Origin of the sequence: Phenylobacterium sp., from assembly GCF_041691455.1 — a bacterium.
GTDB lineage: Bacteria > Pseudomonadota > Alphaproteobacteria > Caulobacterales > Caulobacteraceae > Phenylobacterium.
Window position 1 is genome coordinate 449391 of the sequence record NZ_JBEPUO010000002.1, and the last position, 18360, is coordinate 467750.

At 68.9% G+C, this 18360-nt stretch carries 12 protein-coding genes; 5 read left to right on the top strand and 7 right to left on the bottom strand.

The genetic code is table 11. The features are described from left to right. Positions 1–116 precede the first annotated feature (116 nt). From ACESMY_RS05935 to ACESMY_RS05950, 4 genes are all read left to right on the top strand, one after another. Positions 117–3302 (top strand): TonB-dependent receptor domain-containing protein, encoded by a 3186-nt coding sequence (locus ACESMY_RS05935; protein WP_372783178.1) that lies wholly within the window; start codon positions 117–119, stop codon positions 3300–3302. A 257-nt stretch (positions 3303–3559) separates the two neighbouring features. Then, positions 3560–5161 (top strand): AMP-binding protein, encoded by a 1602-nt coding sequence (locus tag ACESMY_RS05940; RefSeq protein WP_372783180.1) that lies wholly within the window; start codon positions 3560–3562, stop codon positions 5159–5161. 50 nt (positions 5162–5211) lie between these two features. Next, on the top strand, positions 5212–5883 hold the full coding sequence (locus tag ACESMY_RS05945; protein WP_372783182.1) for a TetR/AcrR family transcriptional regulator: 672 nt from the start codon (positions 5212–5214) through the stop codon (positions 5881–5883). Positions 5884–6013: 130 nt separating this feature from the next. After that, complete coding sequence (locus ACESMY_RS05950) at positions 6014–7219, top strand: DUF3089 domain-containing protein (RefSeq protein ID WP_372783184.1); 1206 nt, start codon at positions 6014–6016, stop codon at positions 7217–7219. Between the two features lie 117 nt (positions 7220–7336). On the opposite strand, the gene ACESMY_RS05955 is transcribed toward ACESMY_RS05950, so the two are convergent. Continuing rightward, on the bottom strand, positions 7337–8665 hold the full coding sequence (locus ACESMY_RS05955) for an epoxide hydrolase family protein (RefSeq protein ID WP_372783186.1): 1329 nt from the start codon (positions 8663–8665) through the stop codon (positions 7337–7339). Positions 8666–8911: 246 nt separating this feature from the next. On the opposite strand from ACESMY_RS05955, the gene ACESMY_RS05960 reads away from it, so the two are divergent. After that, a complete protein-coding gene (locus ACESMY_RS05960; protein ID WP_372783188.1) occupies positions 8912–9532 on the top strand; it encodes a response regulator transcription factor in 621 nt (206 codons plus the stop codon). Between the two features lie 52 nt (positions 9533–9584). On the opposite strand, the gene ACESMY_RS05965 is transcribed toward ACESMY_RS05960, so the two are convergent. The 6 genes from ACESMY_RS05965 to ACESMY_RS05990 form a co-directional block, all read right to left on the bottom strand. Beyond that, positions 9585–11576 carry a serine hydrolase domain-containing protein gene (locus ACESMY_RS05965; protein ID WP_372783190.1) on the bottom strand — a complete coding sequence of 664 codons (1992 nt, stop codon included), beginning with the start codon at positions 11574–11576 and terminating at the stop codon, positions 9585–9587. A 120-nt stretch (positions 11577–11696) separates the two neighbouring features. Further along, positions 11697–12188 (bottom strand): hypothetical protein, encoded by a 492-nt coding sequence (locus tag ACESMY_RS05970; RefSeq protein WP_372783192.1) that lies wholly within the window; start codon positions 12186–12188, stop codon positions 11697–11699. 102 nt (positions 12189–12290) lie between these two features. Continuing rightward, positions 12291–14486 carry a TonB-dependent receptor gene (locus ACESMY_RS05975; protein WP_372783193.1) on the bottom strand — a complete coding sequence of 732 codons (2196 nt, stop codon included), beginning with the start codon at positions 14484–14486 and terminating at the stop codon, positions 12291–12293. 244 nt (positions 14487–14730) lie between these two features. Beyond that, on the bottom strand, positions 14731–15816 hold the full coding sequence (locus ACESMY_RS05980; RefSeq protein ID WP_372783195.1) for a branched-chain amino acid aminotransferase: 1086 nt from the start codon (positions 15814–15816) through the stop codon (positions 14731–14733). 20 nt (positions 15817–15836) lie between these two features. Continuing rightward, entirely contained in the window at positions 15837–16991 is a 1155-nt protein-coding gene (locus tag ACESMY_RS05985) for an NAD(P)/FAD-dependent oxidoreductase (RefSeq protein WP_372783197.1), read from the bottom strand. Further along, entirely contained in the window at positions 16988–18325 is a 1338-nt protein-coding gene (locus ACESMY_RS05990; protein ID WP_372783199.1) for an MFS transporter, read from the bottom strand. Before ACESMY_RS05990 ends, ACESMY_RS05985 begins: the two co-directional genes overlap by 4 nt. Positions 18326–18360: the final 35 nt, after the last annotated feature.

An 18360-nucleotide genomic window follows, 5' to 3' on the forward strand; every position in this document is an offset into this window, starting at 1 on the left:
CATCCTGCACCGTCACAGCAATCGCCGAACGGCGGTCGTGGGGATTCAACCTCGCGTTCTGGGGAAGCGCACAGCGTCAACGCCCGCAATGAGCGGCGCTGTCAGGGGAGGGAAATATGAGGCAAAACGTCTTTTGCGGCGTGTCCGCCGTAGCGATCGTCGTATCCGCAGCTCTGTGGTCCAGTCCGGTTTTCGCCGCTGACGCAGCCGCCGGCGACGCCCCGATCAGCACCGCCTCCGGCGGGTCGAGCGTCGAGGCCGAGGTGAACAGGTCGACGGTCACCCGCACCGCCGCCGCGGCGCCGTCCAGAGCGGCCGGGTCAAGCGCCGACAGCACCGTGAGCGAGGTCGTGGTGACCGGCTCCTACATCGCGGGAACGCCGAAGACGACCGCCCTGCCGGTCGATGTGATCAATGCGCAGGACCTCGCCAAGCGCGGTTCGCCCACCATGGTCGAGATCGTGAAGTCGCTCCCGGCTGCCTCGGGCTCCATCGGCGAAACCAATCGTCTGCTCGGCGCGTCCGCCGGCATCGCAACGATCAACCTGCGCGGCTTCGGCGCGGCGCGAACGCTCGTCCTGTTCAACGGCCAGAGGCTGGCGCCCTCGGTGGCGGGGCCAGCCGCGGGCGGCGTCGACGTCAACCTGATCCCCATGGCGGCTATCGGCCGCATCGAGGTCCTGAAGGACGGCGCGGCCGCGATCTACGGGTCCGACGCGGTGGCGGGTGTGGTGAACTTCATCAGCCGAACCGACCTCGACGGCCTGGAGGTCAGCGGCGACTACAGCGCCATCAAGGGCAACTCCGGGAACTACACGCTGAGCGGAGCGTGGGGGAAGAAGTTCGAAAACGGCAATGCGCTCATCACCCTGGGCTACCGCCGCATCGACGAACTGCGCACGACCGACCGCAGCTGGGCCCTGCAGCCCAACGCGGTCGACCCGTTCGGCGGATGGTCTGCGTCCTCGAACCCGGGCGGCTACACCACCGGCGCGGGCGGCGGCGTTCTTCCCAACGGATCGCTGGCGCAGCCCTATGCCAACCCGATCAACTTCCAGGACGATGGCTGCGTGCCGCTGGGCGGCGAGATCGTCGGCGGCACCTGCCGCTTCCACTACAGCCAGTTCGACAACCTAGCGGACAACGAGACCCACTATCAGGTCTATGGCGAACTCAACTACGACCTGACCGCCGACACGCGAGTCCACTTCGAGGGGATGTACTCCAAGCACGACGTGACCGACGAGCGTGTATCGCCCTACGAGTCCACCGTGCAGTTCCCGACGCCGATCCAGGCGTCCGGGGGATCGCCCGGCGGCGGGGTCTCACCCTATCCCGCCACCGGCCTCAATCAGCAGTCGCGCTTCTATATTCCGTTCGCCAACCCGGGTCTGACGACGCTGTTCAACCAGCACTGCCTGGCCGGCGTGGCGTCGCCCTATTCGGCCGTGCAATGCAACGACATCCAGACGTCCGGGGTGATCACCTCGCAGACCCAGTGGCGGCCGGGCGGCTATGGCGGCCAGCCGCTGTTCTCCGACCTCGCGGACCACAACAAGCGCGAGGCCGATGAATTCCGCCTCTCCGGCGTGCTCAGCGGCAAGCTCGGCTACGGCAACTGGAAATACAACGTCGCGCTCACCTACATGGACATCCACGGCGAGACGGGCACGCCCGATGAAATCGTCAATCGCCTGCAGCTGGGCCTCCGCGGCCTCGGCGGTCCAAACTGCAACGTCGCCGCCAACACGCCCGGCCAGAACGGCTGCTTCTGGTTCAATCCCTTTGCGAATGCGGTGGCGAAAGACGCGGTCCACGGCGCCGTAAATCCATTCTTCAGCGCCGCCGCCGTGCCGGCGAACACCAACACCCAGGCGCTGTTCGCCTGGATGCACCAGAACGGCACCGCGATCAGCGAGAGCAAGATCCTGGTCGGTGACGCGGTCGCGAACGGGGAGGTCCCGATCCAGCTTCCCGGCGGACCGGTGGCCGTGGCGGTGGGCGCGCAGTGGCGCTACGACTCCTTCAGGACCAACCCCGGCGACACGATCTCCGATATCGGCGCCACGCGGTGCGTCGACGACGTCGATGACCACACGCCGACCTGCACCAACGGGATCGGAGCATTCATTCTATTCCCGTCGGTTCAAACCAGCTCCGCAAGCCGCGAAGTCACCGCGGTCTTTGGCGAAGCCAAGTTGCCGATCCTCGACAACCTCAACGCCGACCTCGCCGTGCGATACGAATATTACGGCGGCAATATCGGCTCGACGACCAATCCCAAGTTCGACATCAAGTGGCAGGCGCTCCCCTGGTTCGCCCTGCGCGGCTCTGTGGGAACTACCTTCCGCGCACCGCCGGAAACCTCGATCAGCAACACCTTCTCGCGCTCGCTCCAGCAGTTCGTGGATCCCACGAACGGGGCGGCCCTCTATCGGGCGGTGGACACCTACGCCAATCCGAACCTGCAGCCGGAAAAGGCCACGAACTACGATGTCGGCGGCATCTTCCAGCTGGGGAACTTCCGCGCGACGCTCGACTGGTGGAAGTTCAACTTCAAGGAGGAGCTGACGGGCGAAACCGCGACCGCCATCTACGCGACGATGTTCCCGAGCGCGTCGCCCTCCGCATGGCAATGCACCAACGCCGCGCTCGCCTCGCGCTTCACCTTCGCCTCCGGCGCGGGCACCGCGGTGAACCCGCTCACCGGCACCAACTGCCACCCCTCGAACTTCCAGGGGGTGCGCGCGAACCTGATCAACGGGCCCAACGTCAACACCGACGGGGTGGACATCGACGCGCTCTACGACATTGAGAACCTGTTCGGGATCCCCGGGAACTTCACCGCCGGCGTCGACGCGAGCTATCTGCGGAAATATCAGCGCGGGGCGCTGAAGACCCTCGACGGGATCACCATCGCGGCGGGCGTGGACCGGGCCGGCAAGGCCGACCTGCTCAGCACCTTCTATTCCGACCCGCATTGGAAGGCGACGTTCTACCTGAACTACGCCGTGGGGCCGCACAACGTCCGGGTCACGTTCCACTACGTCGACCCGCTGCGCGACATCAACCACGACACCGACGCCGCCACCCCAGGGGTGCAGGCGGCGACCATCAAGGCCTTCACGCCGGTGGACCTCACCTATCGGGTCAACCTGCCGGCGGACACCACCCTGACGGCGACCATCCAGAACCTCTTCGACAAGGATCCGCCCTTCGCCTTCAGCCCCTTCAACTACGACTTCTTCCTGGCCAGCCCGCTCGGCCGCGTCTTCGAGGTGGCCGTCAAGAAGCGCTTCTGAGGTCGGGCGAGGCGGCCTTCCACCGTCACGCTCACGGCGCTGTTCGACGTTCCTTCCCGAACACGCCCTTTTTCCCCCGGAACGCCCTGGCGCTCCGGGGGGCCTCGTTCGCCCGGCGCTGTCGCCCGCGCGGGAGGCGCCTGCCGTAGAGACGGCCGGGCGGGGAGGCGTCTCCATCGTTCTCATCGCCGTTGAGAGGGGCGGCGGGAGTGAGTGCGGCCGGCCGATCCCACCCATGAAGTAGACCCAGGCGTCCGATGCAGTCCTATGCGCTTACCGTCGACAAGTTCCTCGAGCACGCCGCCAAGTGGGCGGGCGAGCGGGAGATCGTGACCGCCCTGGGCGGCGCGAGGCTGCGCACGGGCTACGCGGCGCTGCGCGAGCGCAGCAACCGGCTGTCCGGGGCGTTCGCCGCGCTCGGACTTGCGGCCGGCGACCGGGTCGGGACACTGGCCTGGAACACCCAGCACCACCTCGAAATCTACTACGCGGCGATGGGCGTCGGCATCGTCTGCCACACGCTGAATCCGCGCCTGACCGCCGCGCACCTGGCGGCGATGGTCAACGAGGCGGAGGACCGCGTCCTGGCGGTCGCCGGCGACCTTTGGCCGTTGGCGACCGAGCTTGCGCCGCTCTGCCCGAACCTGGAACACGTCATCGTGCTGGACGACGGCCCGGCGGAGCCCGGCGACCTGGCCGGGTCTCGGGCCAAGGTCTGGGCCTACGATGCTTTGCTGGAGGGCCTGGGCGCGCGGGCCGCGTGGGGCGGGTTCGACGAGGAGGCCGATGCAGGGCTCTGTTACACCTCGGGCACCACCGGCAAGCCCAAGGGCGTCGTCTACGCCCATCGTTCCAATTACCTGCACACCCTGCGGGCCCTGCAGGCCGACGCCCTGGCCCTGACCGCGCGCGACACGGTCCTCGCCGCGGTGCCGATGTTCCACGCCAATGGCTGGGGCATGCCGTTCGCAGCGCCGGCGGTGGGCGCGAAACTGGTGCTGCCGGGACGGAACGCCGACGGGGCCAGCTTGACGGCCTTGATGCGCGAGGAGGGCGTCACGGTCGCGGTGGGCGTGCAGACGGTCTGGCTCGGCGTCGTCGATCATCTCGACGCGGTCGGTGGCGATCTCCCGGCGCTGGAGCGGGTGATCATCGGCGGCTCGCACTGTCCTGACGCCCTGATCCGCCGGCTGGAGGATCGGCTGGGTGCGCGCGTGCAGACGAGCTGGGGGATGACGGAGCTCTCGCCGCTGGGCGTCATCACGGCCCGCGATGCTCCGGTGACCGAGACCCGCGCCGCGGGGTGGCCGGTCATGGGGCTCGATCTGAAGCTGACGGACGCCGACGGCGCGACGCTGCCCGAACAGCGCGGCGTGGTCGGCCACCTGAAGGTCCGCGGCGCCAGCGTCCTCGATCGCTACTTCAAGGCGGCGGAGCGCGCCCTCGACGACGAGGGCTATTTCGACACCGGGGATCTCGCGAGCCTCGACGCGGCGGGCACCCTCAGCATTCGCGGTCGCTCAAAGGACCTGATCAAGTCCGGGGGCGAATGGATCAACCCTGCCGAGATCGAGGAGATCGTCGGACGACACCCCGCGGTGGGACAGGTGGCGGTGATCGGGCGGAGCGACCCGAAGTGGGGAGAGCGGCCGGTCTTGATCGTCGAAACCCAGCCGGGCCACACGGTCGAGCTGCCGGATCTCCTCGCCGTCCTCAAGGGCAAGGTCGCCGACTGGTGGTTGCCGGATCAGCTGGTCAAGGTGGCTGCGATGCCCCTCGCGGCCACCGGAAAGATTGACAAGCTCCGCCTGCGTGGCGAGTACGCCAAGGAAGGGGAAGCCGGCCTGCCCGGTGCTTGACGCGGCCGCGCCGTCGCGGCCTCTTCGAGGATGTGGAGAGGTCCAGGCCGATGTCGGACGGTTCAGCCGCGAAGAAGGCGGGTGGGAAACGGGCCGAACGGCGCGCGGAGTCGCTTGAGCAGATTCTCGACGCCGCGGAGTATCTATTCTCCAGGAACGGGCTGCACGGCGTGACGCTGCGCGACGTGGCCCAGCGGGTGGGCGTCCACACGACGCTCATGCACTATTACTTCAACGACAAGAAAGCCCTGTTCGACGCGGTCTTCGCGCGCCGCGCCAGCGTCACCAGCGGCCGGCGGATGGAGGCCCTCGAGCGCTACGCCGCCGAGGCCGGCGACCGGCCCACCGTCGAGGGCGCGCTGCACGCCTTCCTCGACACCGACCTCGACCTCTATATCCAGGGCGGCGAGGGGTGGATGAACTACGCGGCCTTCGGCGCCAGGGCCAGCAACACGCCGGAGGGCGCGGCGCTCATGGACGTTCACTTCGACCCGGTGGTCCTGAAGCTGGTCGGCATCCTGAAGCGGGCGCTCCCCGATTACGCCGACGAGGACATCTTCTGGGGCTACCACTTTGTCACCGGCGCGCTGATGAACACGCTCGCCCGCACAGGCCGCATCGACCGGCTCTCCGGCGGGCTTTGCCACTCCGACGACTTCGAGGCGGTCAAGCGACGGATGGCCAAATTCATGGCCGCCGGCTTCCATTCCCTGCGCGCCTGAGGGCCAGTGAATTTCATTCGCTAGATCGTGAGTTAGTATTGACCAGCCGGCGAAACCCCCTCAGCGTCGGCGTAAGGACAAGCGTCCAGATACAAGAAAAGCGGGAGACGTCATGGGTGGTCTTGGGGGCGTGTCGACGCGTAGCCGACTAACGGTGCTGGCGGCCCTGGGCGCTGCGCTGAGTTTAGGCGGAGCGGCGATCGCGCAGCCGAACCTGCTCACTCCTCAGGGGCGGCCGGACTATGACAACCCCGCGACCTGGCTCTGCCGGCCCGATCTGAAAGACAACAGGTGCAAGGTTGACCTCGACGCCACGGTGATCGCGCCGAGCGGAGCGATGTCCTTGGAGAAGTTCGTCCCCGCCAAGGACCCCAATATCGACTGCTTTTTCGTCTATCCGACGGTCTCGAAGGATCCGGGCTGGCAATCGGATCTCGTGCCCGACCGCATGGAGTGGGACGATATCCGCGTCCAGTTCGCGCGGTTCTCGCAGGTCTGCCGCCCGTTCGCGCCGATGTATCGGCAGGGGACCTTGACCGGCCTTCGGGCGCCGGCGGGCGGGCCGCAGCCGGTCGGTGAAAAGCCCGCGCCCGGCGTCGGCGGGTTCAACGACGTGGTCGACGCCTGGACCTGGTACATGGCCCACGAGAACAACGGGCGCGGCGTCGTTCTGATCGGTCACAGCCAGGGCGCGGCGATGATCGCCCGGCTGATCGCCCAGGAGATCGACGGCAAGCCGGTCCAGAAGCAGCTGGTCTCGGCCCTCGTGCTGGGCGCGCCGGTCATGGTCCCGCCCGGCAAGGACGTGGGCGGGACGTTCAAGACGGTTCCAGTCTGCCACGCGGACAATCAGCTCGGCTGCGTCATCAGCTATTCGTCGTTCCGCGACCGGGTGCCGCCGCCCGCGAACTCGCGGTTCGGGCGCTCGCGCGGCGGCCTCGCCGTGGTCTGCGCCAATCCCGCCAGCCTGAAGGGCGGGACGGGCGCAGCGCAGTCCTATTTCATGACACAGGGCTATCTGAACGGATCCGGCGGCGACGCGGAGAAGCAGTGGACCCGTCCCGTGCGCCCGATCAAAACACCATTCGTCAGAACCCCGGGGCTGATCTCCACCGAGTGCGTCTCGCAGGGCGACTTCACCTACCTCTCTGTACACGTGAACCCCAACCCCAAGGGCCATCGCACCGATGAACTCGGCGGACAGATCTTGCGCGCCACCGGCATCGACCCGTCCTGGGGACTGCATATCCTCGACGTCGACCTCACCATGGGCGACCTGAACCGGATCGTCGCCAAACAGGCCGCGGCCTACGCAGCCGCGTCGCGCGGTCGCTAGGCGCGAACCGGCCATGGCCAAGCCAGGACAAGGCGCCGATCGAGCCGTCCACCTCTGCTGGAACATCGAGCTGGAGGCTCAGGCGGGGGCGCAGAACCCTGCGCCCCCGCCCGCCGGTCAGCGAATCGATCGGAACGAGGCTCGGATTTCCTCGGTCAGGGCGGCCGGCTGTTCGAAGGCCGCGAAGTGGCCGCCCTTTTCGAGCCGGTTGTAGTGGATGAGCTTGGGATAGGCCTTCTCCGCCCAACTGCGCGGGCAGGGATAGAGCTCATCGGGGAAGACGCTCACCGCGACAGGGATGGCGATGTTCTGCGGGGTTAGGAAGGGAAGCGTGTTCTCCCAGTAGAGACGCGCGCCCGACACCCCGGTGTTGGTGAGCCAGGCGATGGTGACGTTGTCGAGCACGTCATCCTTCGTGAGGCCCTCGGTCTGGCCGTCGAACACGCGGGCGATCATCTGGTAGCTCTTGGCGTCGTGGTCGAGGAACCAGGCCGCGAGGCCGATGGGTGAATCCGCGATCCCGTACAGGGTCTGCGGCCGCAGCCGCATCTCGTTCGCGTAGCCCAGGCCGGTCGTATAGAAAAATACCAGCCGGTCGTAGGCCGCCCGCTCGTCGGGCGCGAGGCCAGCCGGCGCGGGCGCGCCGGCGATGGCCTGCGCGTCGATCTCCGGCGGAACGGCGCCTGGCATGTTGGTGTGGATAGCCGCCAGTCCCTGCGGCGCCTGGGCTCCCATCCGCTGGGTGATCAGGGCGCCCCAGTCGCCGCCCTGCGCCACGTAACGCGTGTAGCCCAGGCGCTTCATCAATACGGCCCAGGCGCTGGCGATGCGCTCGGGACCCCAGCCGGCGGCCGTCGGCTTGCCGGAGAATCCGTAGCCCGGCATCGACGGGATCACGAGGTCGAAGGCGTCCGAGGCGCTGCCGCCGTGGGCCGTGGGATTGGTCAGCGGATCGATGATCTTCATCTGCTCGACGATCGACCCCGGCCACCCGTGGGTGACGATCAGCGGCAGGGCGTTTTCGTGCTTCGAGCGGACATGGACGAAGTGGATGTCCAGCCCGTCGATCTCGGTGATGAACTGCGGCAGGGCGTTGAGCCTGGCCTCGACCTTCCGCCAGTCGTAGTCGTTCGCCCAATAGTCGGCGAGCTTGCGCGCCGTCGCGAGCTGCACGCCCTGTAGGTCATCGGGGACCGTTTCCCGCTCGGGCCAGCGGGTCGCCTTGATGCGGCGGCGCAGGTCGGTGAGCTCGTCCTCGGACGCCTTGAAGCTGAACGGCCGGATGGCCGTGCGGTCGGGAGCCGTGGCGGCGGCCCCGCCGCCGGGTTGCTCGAGCACGTCGCCGAAAGCATCGGAGGAAGCCGAGCTGACGCCGCCCAGGGCGCCGACCGTGGCCGAAGCGGCGATGAACCGCCGATGGGCCGTCGATGAGAATTCTGATGGCATGACAGGTCTCCTGCTTCGAGGCCGCCCAATGGCGGGACTTCGAGGGGCAGGGACAGAAGCGGCCGAATGCCGTCGGAGGCTATTGTACGAAGGTGTTGGCGATACCTTCGTGTCGGTCCGGCGGGCCGCCCGTTGAAGCGGGCGCCGTCGCCGCACCGCGCTGGGACAGGGGCGATCAGTTCGCCCATGCAATCACCGGTAGACCAACTATAATCCGGCCTTCGACTGTCGACAGAGGGGCCGAAGATGCCGGAATCCTCACCGACCGTGTTTGTCGTCGACGATGACCTCGCCGTGCGCGAAGCGCTGGAAGGTCTGATCCAGGTGGCGGGCTGGACCCCGCGAACCTTCGCCTCCGGCCAGGCGTTCCTGGCCTCTCCGCCCGCCTCGGGGCCCAGCTGCCTGGTGCTCGATTTCGGCTTGCCGGACCTGACCGGCCTGGACGTGCAGGCCCTGGTCGCCCGCGATCGGAGCGACATGCCGATCATTTTCATCTCCGGCTACAGCGACGTGCCGATGACCGTGCGGGCGATGAAGGCGGGCGCCGTCGAGTTCCTGACCAAGCCATTCGGCGAAGACGTCCTGCTGGCGGCCGTCACCTCGGCCCTGGAGCGCAGCCAGGCCGTGGTGGGCGAACAGACGGCGCTTCGCGCGCTGCGGGCGCGCTACGCCACGCTCAGCCGCCGCGAGCGCGAAGTGATGAGCCTGGTGGCCTCGGGCCTCCAGAACAAGCAGGTCGGCGGCGAGCTCGGCATCAGCGAGATCACGGTGAAGGCGCACCGCGGTCGGGCGATGCGGAAGATGAAGGCCAGGTCGCTTGCGGACCTGGTGACCCTGCAGGCCAGGCTGCAGCCGGCGGCCGGCTGATCGACCGCCGCCGCCCGATCCCGAGGTTGAACGGTGTCCGCCCGGACGACGGTCAGTAGTTCAGGCCCGGGCTGACCAGCTGCAGGCTGACGACGAACCAGACGAAGGCTAGGAGCGCGAGCATGATTCCGGTGACCGAGGTCTTCGCCCACCAGCTGCGGCCTGCCTCGGTCCAGACACGGACGGCGTTCCAGACCGACAGGCCCGCGCCGATCACGCCCAGCAGGCAGACCAGCTGCAGCAGGCGCAGCCAGATATCCAGCGCGTCGTCGAACAGGTAGATTTTGGTGCTGGCCGCCTGGGCGATGCCGACGTAGCCGGCGAGCGCCAGGAGATCGAGGAGGCCGGCGACCCGCACCGCCCGGTAGAGCATGGCGGTGCGCCCCGACAGCGGGAAGCTCTGGCCGTAGCGCCGGCGGACCAGGGCCTGGACCGGCCATAGCGCGAGCATCGCCAAGAGCACGCCGCACATGCCGATCAGCAGGGGCACGTTCCAGGCGGAGCTGGCCGCGAACGGCACCGGCTGGAAGACCATGATGGCGGCCAGGTCGTCCTCGCCGAAACCGGTCACCTTGCCGTCCTTGACCACCGCGGCGAGGGTGTGTTTGCCGCTGGCGTCCTTCCAGACGAACGGGCCGACCTCGCGCCAGACGAAGGGCGTTCCCGCGTCGTCCTTCAGGTTGGAGACCACCAGGGTCCCGTCCTTGTTGGCGGCGACCTTCATCTGGCCGAGCAGGTTGAGAACCCGCAGGAAGCCGGTGTCGACCCGGCGGCTCGACCAGTAGACGCCCTGCATCATCGCGGCGTGGGCCTTGGCGGTGGCGGCCGTGGGGAGGGGCGCCTCAGGGGCCGGGTAGTAGCGGTCCATGAAGCTGCTCAGCAGGGTCTCGCGGACGTTCTGGACGAGGCCGCCCTTGCCGGCGCTGTTCATCGAAATGAAGAAGCCGACGCCGTCGTTGAGCAGCAGGTGCAGGTCGGAGTGGAAGGCGACGGTGTCGCCGCCGTGGCCGACGATCACATGGCCGTTGCGGTCCTCGTGATAGAAGCCGAGCGCCATGCCGTTGAGCGGCGGCACATACTGCTTCTGCGGGGCGTGCATCTGGCGGGCGGTGGCGTCCTGCAGGATCCGCACGGAGCCATACTGGCCGTTGTTCAGGTGCGCGATCATGAAGCGCGAGACGTCGTCGCCGGTGGTGGCCAGGCTGCCGGCCGGCGCGGGGCCGACTAGCTCATAGTTCTGGGGCGGCCCGGAGGCGCGCAGATACCCCGACGCCATCCCGGCCAGCAGGTTCGGCTGCAGGGGCTGGCTGAAGCTCGAATGGTTCATCTCGAGCGGGGCGAAGATGTGCTTGGCGACATACTGGTCGAAAGGCTCGCCCGAGGTGCGCTGCACGATGTAGCCGGCGAGCGCCGCGCCGTAGTTGGAATAGGCGGGGACCTCGCCGGGCGGGAAAATGCGGTTCGGCGTCCAGACCGAGATGAACTTGTCGAGCGGCAGCAAGACCTTGGTGTCGCCGGGGAAGAGGTGCTTGATCGTCTCGGCGAAGCCGGCGGTATGGGTCATCAGGTCCCGCATGGTGACGGGCTTGCCGCCATAGGCCGGGATCTTGAAATCCAGGTACTGGTTGACGTCGCCGTCGAGGTCGATCTTGCCGGCCTCGACCTGCTGCATCACGGCCGTCCAGGTGAACAGCTTCGAGACCGAGCCCGGCCGGAAGAGCGTGGCCTTCGGGTCGATGGGACGCTTGGATTTGACGTCGGCGTAGCCGTAGCCCTTCTCGGTCAGGACCTGGCCGTCCTTGACCACCACCACCACGGCGCCGGCGATGTCGGCGCTGGCGAGCGCATAGGGCAGGTAGCCGTCAAGCCAGCTGTCGAGGTCGGCCTTGGTGAGGGCGGGCGTGGTCGCGGGGGCGGCGGGCGGGGCTGCAGCCGCGGCCGAGGCGGTCTTTGTGGGCCTGGTCTCCTGCGGGGCCTGCGCGTGCGCGCCGCCTGCGAGGATGAGAACCGCGCTCAAGGCGCCGATCATCGATTTCAGCTTCATGGCGATAGCCCCCTTAGGTCCGCGGCGATGCACGGCGTGCAGGTTCCAGTCCCACATAATTTTCAATCCTGGAAATTAATTTAGCGCAACCTGAAACTTTCGGCCCGCCGTCGCCGCGACCTAGGCCGAGCCGGTCCCGAGGATGGCGGCGGCAAAGGCGTGGCGTTCGAAGAGGATGTCGCAGAACCGGGTCCGCACCTCGGCGACCTCGGGACGGGCTTCCAGGCTCCGGCTCCAGTCGTTGGCGGTCCTGAGGTCGCGGTGCGCGGAACTCAGGCGGTAGTCGTAGGTCCCGGTCACCCGCGCCGCGGAGGTGGTGGCCGGGTCGGCGGCGATCCAGGCGTCCAGCAGGTCGAGGCTGCCGACGTGCGCGCCGTTGATCTTCAGGTAGGTGACGCATTCGCAGGTCCCCGGCGGCAGCCTGACCGGCGACACGAAGCCCAGCGCCCCGAGCCGCTTGAGATCGCGCACCCGCCGCCACGCCGCGTTCGGGGAAACCCCGAGGGCGTCGGCGAGCCCCGGGCCGCGCGGCAGCGGCCTGCCCTCGAGCTTCGCCAGGATGCGCAACTCGTCGAGCGAGAGGCCAGTCGGCCGCTTCGCTTCGCGTCTCATGGCCGGGTCGAGCAGGGCCACGGGGCGTGATCCTCCGCGCCGTGCTCGTCATCTGTCGTCGACGCTCGCTGCACGGCTCGGCCTTCGGAAGCGCCTGGACGCTCAGTAGCTGGCGGACAGCGACAGCCCGATCGTGCGGGGCTGGATGAGGCCAGCCTGAACGGCGCCGTTGGGGGTCGAGCCGATGCCGCCGAGCGACAGGAAGCCACGTTCGTCGCCGACGTTCTTCACATAGGCCTCGATGCGGTACTTCTGCCAATCGAGGCCGGCGCGCAGGTCGACCGTCTTGAAGCTCGGCACGGAGGTCTGCCCGAAGGTGGCGTTGAAGTCCGAGCGGCGGCGGCCGACGAAGCGCACGCTGGCGCCGAAGAAGGCGCGGGCGTCGTTGGCCATCGGGATGCTGTAGTCCGCGTTCAGCGAACCGCTGAAGGGTGCGGAGAAGGGCAGGCGGTCACCGTCCTTGCCGCCGAGCAGGGCCGGGGTGTTTTCCGTGAGGTTGGCCTGGGTGAAGGCGCCGTTGGCCGAGAGCGTCAGGCCGACCATCGGAACATAGGTGACGCTGCCTTCCACGCCCTTGCTCTCGGCGCCGCCGCCGTTGGTGTTGACGCCGAAGTTGTTGACGTTGGCCAGCAGCTGGATGTCGGTCCAGGTGATGTAGAAGGCGGCCAGGTCGACCGAGACGCTGCGGTCGAGCAGGTCGGCCTTGATGCCGGCTTCGTAGTTGACGATCGAGTCCGATTGGAAGGTGCGCGGCACGGCGGCGGGCGCCAGCGGCGAAATGGCGTTCGGGCCCCCGGGACGGTAGCCCTTGGCGACCCGGGCATAGACGGTGGCGTCGTCGCTCAGCTTGTACTTGGGGGCCACGGCGAAGGTGAATACGCCCTCGGACGAACTGCCGCCGACCACGGTGCCGCCGCCGAGCGGACCGCCGTTGGTCTGGGATTCGGTCTGCTTGTTGTGGCTGTAGCGGCCGCCGACGCTGACGTCGAAGCGGTCGGTGAAGTGGTAGTCGGTGTTGGCGAAGACCGCGTACTCGGCATAGTCGCTCGGCAGGGACACGGTCTGCACCCCGCCGAAGCCGGCGGCCACCTGCGGCGCGCTCTGCAGATTGATCCCGCTGAGGTTCTGGAACAGCTTGTTGTCTTCGTGGGTGTAAAAGGCGCCGACCAGCCACTCGAATTTCTGCGCTGGTGAGGCCAGACGGATTTCCTGCGTGAACTTCTGTTGCTGGAGGTTCTGCTGCACGCCCGCGCCGAGCGGGGTGTGGAAGATCGCGGTGAGCGTCGGGCCAAGCTGGGCCGTCGCGTCGCCGTTGGCGTCCTGGCGCAGCGTCGCATAGCTGGTCGCCGAGACCAGGCTGGCGAAGCCGAGATCGTAGTCGGCGGTGGCGTTGTAGATCCGATAGTCGATCTTGTTGGGCGCGGCGAAGGTGCGGCTCTGCCCGAGGTCGCCATAGAGCGGCGCGAGCGTGATGCGGTTCACATCCTCGGTCGAGGTGCCCTTGCTGGAGATCGCCTGGCCCACCGCCGAAAGCCTGAGGGTGAACTTGTCGGTCGGGTGGTAGAGGAAGCCCAGGCGCACGCCGCTGAAGAGTGCGCCGTTGACGTTGCGCGCGTGGCGGAGCGGGTCGTCGACCCAGCCGGGCTGGTCGCTGTAGAAGCCACCGATCCGGACCGCCGCGTTCTCGCCGAGCGGGGCGTTGAAGACGCCCTTCACCGAGCCGCCGGTCGAGCCGGAGTTGGTGTTCTCCACGTCCGCCTCGATGCGGCCGGAATAGTGCGAGGGGTCGGGCGCGTTGGTCACGAACTTCAACAGGCCGCCGAGGCTGCTGGCGCCATAGAGCGTGCCCTGGGGTCCGCGCAGGACTTCCACGCGTTGCATGTCGAAAGTGTCTAGGTCCGGCGTCAGGATCGCGCCGTTCGACAGGCCGGTCACCGAACCATAGGGGGTTTCGTCGACGTAGGTGCCGATCGTGGCGCTCACCCCGCCGGCGTTGATGCCGCGCAGGACGAGGCGGTTCGAGCCGGCCTGGGAGGCGATCAACGCCATGCCCGGAACCCGGGTGATGTAGTCTTCGAACTTCGACGCCCGCACCAGCGCCAGCGCGTCGCCGGAAATGGCGGTCACCGACTGGGGAACGTCGCGCAGGTTCTCTTCGCGCTTGTCGGCGGTGACGACGACTTCCTGCACCGTGCCGGGCGAGCCCGCCGCGGCGTCGGCGGCGTAGCTCGCGACCGGAAGGGCGAGGGCGGCGAAGGCGGCCCCGGCCAGCAAGCTCAGCTTCGTGACAGCGTTCATCGGTAGTTCCCCCTGCAGTTCGTCGGGGCGATGATGACAATAATTTTTCAGAGTTGGCAAATGCTTTCCGAATCTGAACGCGAGTGCCTGGTTGAGGTTTTCGGGCGTCAGATTTGAAAGTCGGGAATCTTCCGAGCAGAACTCGGCGGGCTCTGATCATGCCGCCGAACTTTCACTCCGCCTGCGGCCGAGTTTCTCGTTTGGCGAATGCTCTGCCGCAATGCGCGCTAGACGCGAGGCGCGATCACGAGACCGCCGGAAAGCCGACGCGGCGCACCCAGCCGTGGGGGTCGTCGGACCGGCCCCGCTGGATGGCGACCAGCTGGGTCCGGAGCTCGGCGGTGAGCGGGCCCTCGGAGCCATCGCCGATCATGAAGTCGCCATCGCGGGTCTTGACCTGACCGATCGCGGCGACCACCGCGGCGGTGCCGCAGGCGAAGGCTTCGCGCAGCCGCCCGGCCGCGGCGTCCTCGCGCCATTGCGGCAGGGAATAGGCCGCCTCGCGCACTTCGAGGCCGCGGGCGCGGGCAAGCGCGATCACCGCGTCGCGGGTGATCCCGGGCAGGATGGTCCCGAGCGGCGGGGTCCGCAGCGATCCGTCCTCGAACACGAAGAAGACGTTCATGCCGCCGAGCTCCTCGATCCACCGGCGCTCCGCGGCGTCCAGGAAGACCACCTGGTCGCAGCCGCGCGCGACGGCCTCGGCCTGGGCGACCAGGCTGGCGGCATAGTTGCCGCCGCACTTGGCCGCGCCGGTGCCGCCGGGGGCCGCGCGGCTGTAGTCCTGCGAGACCCATACAGAGAGCGCGCCGGTCTGGGCGCCGAAGTAGGAGCCGACCGGCGAGGCGATGACCGCGAACAGATAGTCCGCCGACGGTTTGACGCCCAGGAACACCTCCGTGGCGATCATGAAGGGGCGCAGGTAGAGGCTGCCGTCGCCATCGGGAATCCAGGCGACGTCGAGGCGCACGAGCTGCTCCAGCGCCTCGACGAAGAGCGCCTCGGGCAGGGCCGGCATGGCGAGGCGCTCGGCCGATTGCTGGAAGCGCCGGGCGTTGGCCTCGGGCCGGAACATCAGCACGCCGCCGCCGTCGCCCCGATAGGCCTTCAGGCCCTCGAACACCTCCTGGGCGTAGTGGAAGACGGCGGCCGCCGGGTCGAGGGCGATCGGCCCCCGCGGCCCGACCGCGGCGTCATGCCAGCCTCGGGCCTCGGAATAGCGGATCGTCACCATGTGGTCGGTGAACACCCGGCCGAATCCCGGCGCGTGGAGCAGCTCGGCGCGCCGGTCCGCGGGCGTGGGCGAGGGGTGGGGCTGGATTTCAAACATCGCGGCGTCCGTGGATTCCGTCAGGCCCTGGAGACCGACGCCACGCTGCTGGCGAAACGGTCCGGGCGCAGGTCATGCGCCTCGACGCCGAACCGGGTCAACGCCTCGGGGACCCGCTCGCCGCGCACCAGGGCGGCGGCGAGCTGGCCCATGGCCGGCGCCGTCTGGATGCCGTAGCCACCCTGGCCGGCGAGCCAGAAGAAGCCCGGCGCGTCCGGCGCATAGCCGACCACCGGGCTGCGGTCGGCCACGAAGCTGCGCAGGCCCGCCCAGCTGCGGCGCACCCGCCGCACCTCAAGCGTCGTCGCGGTCTGCACCCGGTCGATCGCGATGGCGATGTCCAGCTCCTCGGGCTGGGCGTCGCAGGGGTCGGTGGGCGTCTCGTCGCCCGGCGACAACAACAGGGCGCCGGCGTCGGGCCGGAAGTAGAACTGCTCGTCGACGTCGATCACCATCGGCCAGTCGTCGCTGTTCGAACCCTCCGGCGCGGGGACGATCAGCGCCGTCCGCCGGTTCGGTTGCAGGCCCACGGTCCTCACCCCGGCGAGCTCGGCGATCACGTCGGCCCAGGCGCCGGCGGCGTTGATCACCGTCGCCGCGTCGATCCGCGCGTCCGGAGTGTCCACCCGCCAGCCGCCCTCGCGCCGCGAGAGGCGCACCACTTCGGCGTTGACCACCAGCTCGCCGCCCCGGGTCTTGAGCTGCCGAAGCCAGGCCTGGTGCAGGACGTCCACGTCGACGTCGGCCGAACCGATCTCCAGCGCCGCGCCGGCGACGTAGTCGTCCCGCAGGATCGAGCACTGGGCGAGGGTCTCGGCGGCGGTGAGGCGTCGGATCGACGGGGCGACGTCGGGCAGGGCGCAGAAGTCCTCCAGCTTGGCCATCTGGGCGGCCGAGGCGATGTGCAGGGCGCCGCGCGGCCGCACGATCGGCGCGTCGGCGAAGCCCGCGGGCGGCGTGTAGAGGAACGCCCGGCTGGCGCGGGAGAGGGCGCGGATCGGGCCGCTGCCGTAGATCTCCGAGAACAGCGCCGCCGAACGGCCGGTCGAATGCATTCCGGGAAAGGCTTCCCGCTCGAGCACCATCACCTTGTGCGTCTGGGCGAGTTCGGCGGCGACGGCCGCGCCCGCGATCCCGGCGCCGATGACGACGATGTCGGCCGTGTCCGTTTTCATGTCCTGTCGATCTTTCGGGCGGCGGCCAGGGCGGTTCGGTAGAGCAAGGTTGCGACGATCGCGCAGGGCAGCGCCACAGCGGTGATCGCCGCGCCGACCGCGGTCGGGTCGTGCAGCACATGCTCCAGGATCAACGCGGGAAGGGCGGCGCCGAGGGCCAGGCCCAGGCCGATATTGATCAGCGAAACGATGCTGACGCTAAGGCCCCGGGCGTCGCCGGGCGCCAGTTCCTGCAGCACGGTGATCCCGACCGCCTGGCCGGTGGTCGAGGCGAATATCCAGACGCCGGCGAGCGCGAAGACCAGGGGCGGCGAGGGGGCCATCACGAAGAGCGTGCTGACGATGCCGGCCAGCATGGCGCCGACCGCCAGGACCAGGCGCGAGGAGGCGCCGCCGCGCTTGACCATCCGGTCGGCGACGATCCCGGCGCCGGCGGAACCCAGCACGCCGCCGATGATCACCACCGTGCCCAGGACGCCGCCGATTTCCGCGACCCCAGTCCCGAAGCGCCGCGAGAGGAAGGTCGGGATCCAGTTGAGGATCGCGAAGTCGCAGAGGCTGCTGAGGCCCATGGCGGCGTAGAGCGGGGCCAGCACCGGCCAGAGGGCGGCCAGGCGCTTGGCGGCGTCGTGCAGCGGCACGGGCTTCGCCGAACCGCCGCCGATCAGGTGACGCCGCGCGGGCTCGGGGACGGTGGCGGCGAGGACCGCGACGGGCAGGCCGAGCAGGCCCAGGATCACCAGCCCGGCCCGCCAGGGGGCCAGCGCGCCGATGACCGGCATGCCGTGCAGCGCGCCGGACTGGGCGGCCTGCAGGATGAAACCGCCGAGCGCCAGCGCCACGCCGCCGCCGACGATCATGCCCATGAGGAAGGTCCCGGTGGCGGCGCCGCGGCGGTTGACCGGGAAGCTGTCGGTGATGATCGACATGGCGGCGGGCGCGAGCGCGGCTTCCCCGATGCCCACGGCGGCGCGGGCGGCGAACAGGCTTCCGAATGAATGCGCGTAGCCACAGGCCACCGTCGCCAGGCTCCAGATGACGATGCCGGTGACGATCACCAGGCGGCGCGGCAGGACGTCGGCGGCGCGTCCGAGCCCCACGCCGGCCACCGCATAGATCAGGGCGAAGGCGGCGCCCTGCAGCAGGCCGATCTGGACGTCGGTAGCGTGCAAGTCCGCGCGGATCGGGTCGACGAGCAGGCTGAGGATCTGCCGATCGCTGTAGGACAGGACCGCCGCGATGCAGAACACGCCCACCGCCCACCAGGCGCGGGACGCGGGCGGCCACGGGGCTTCCCCCGTCACGGCGCGGTCGGCGTTGGCGGTCGTCATCATCGGTTGAACCGGTCCCCAGCTTTCGATACGACTTG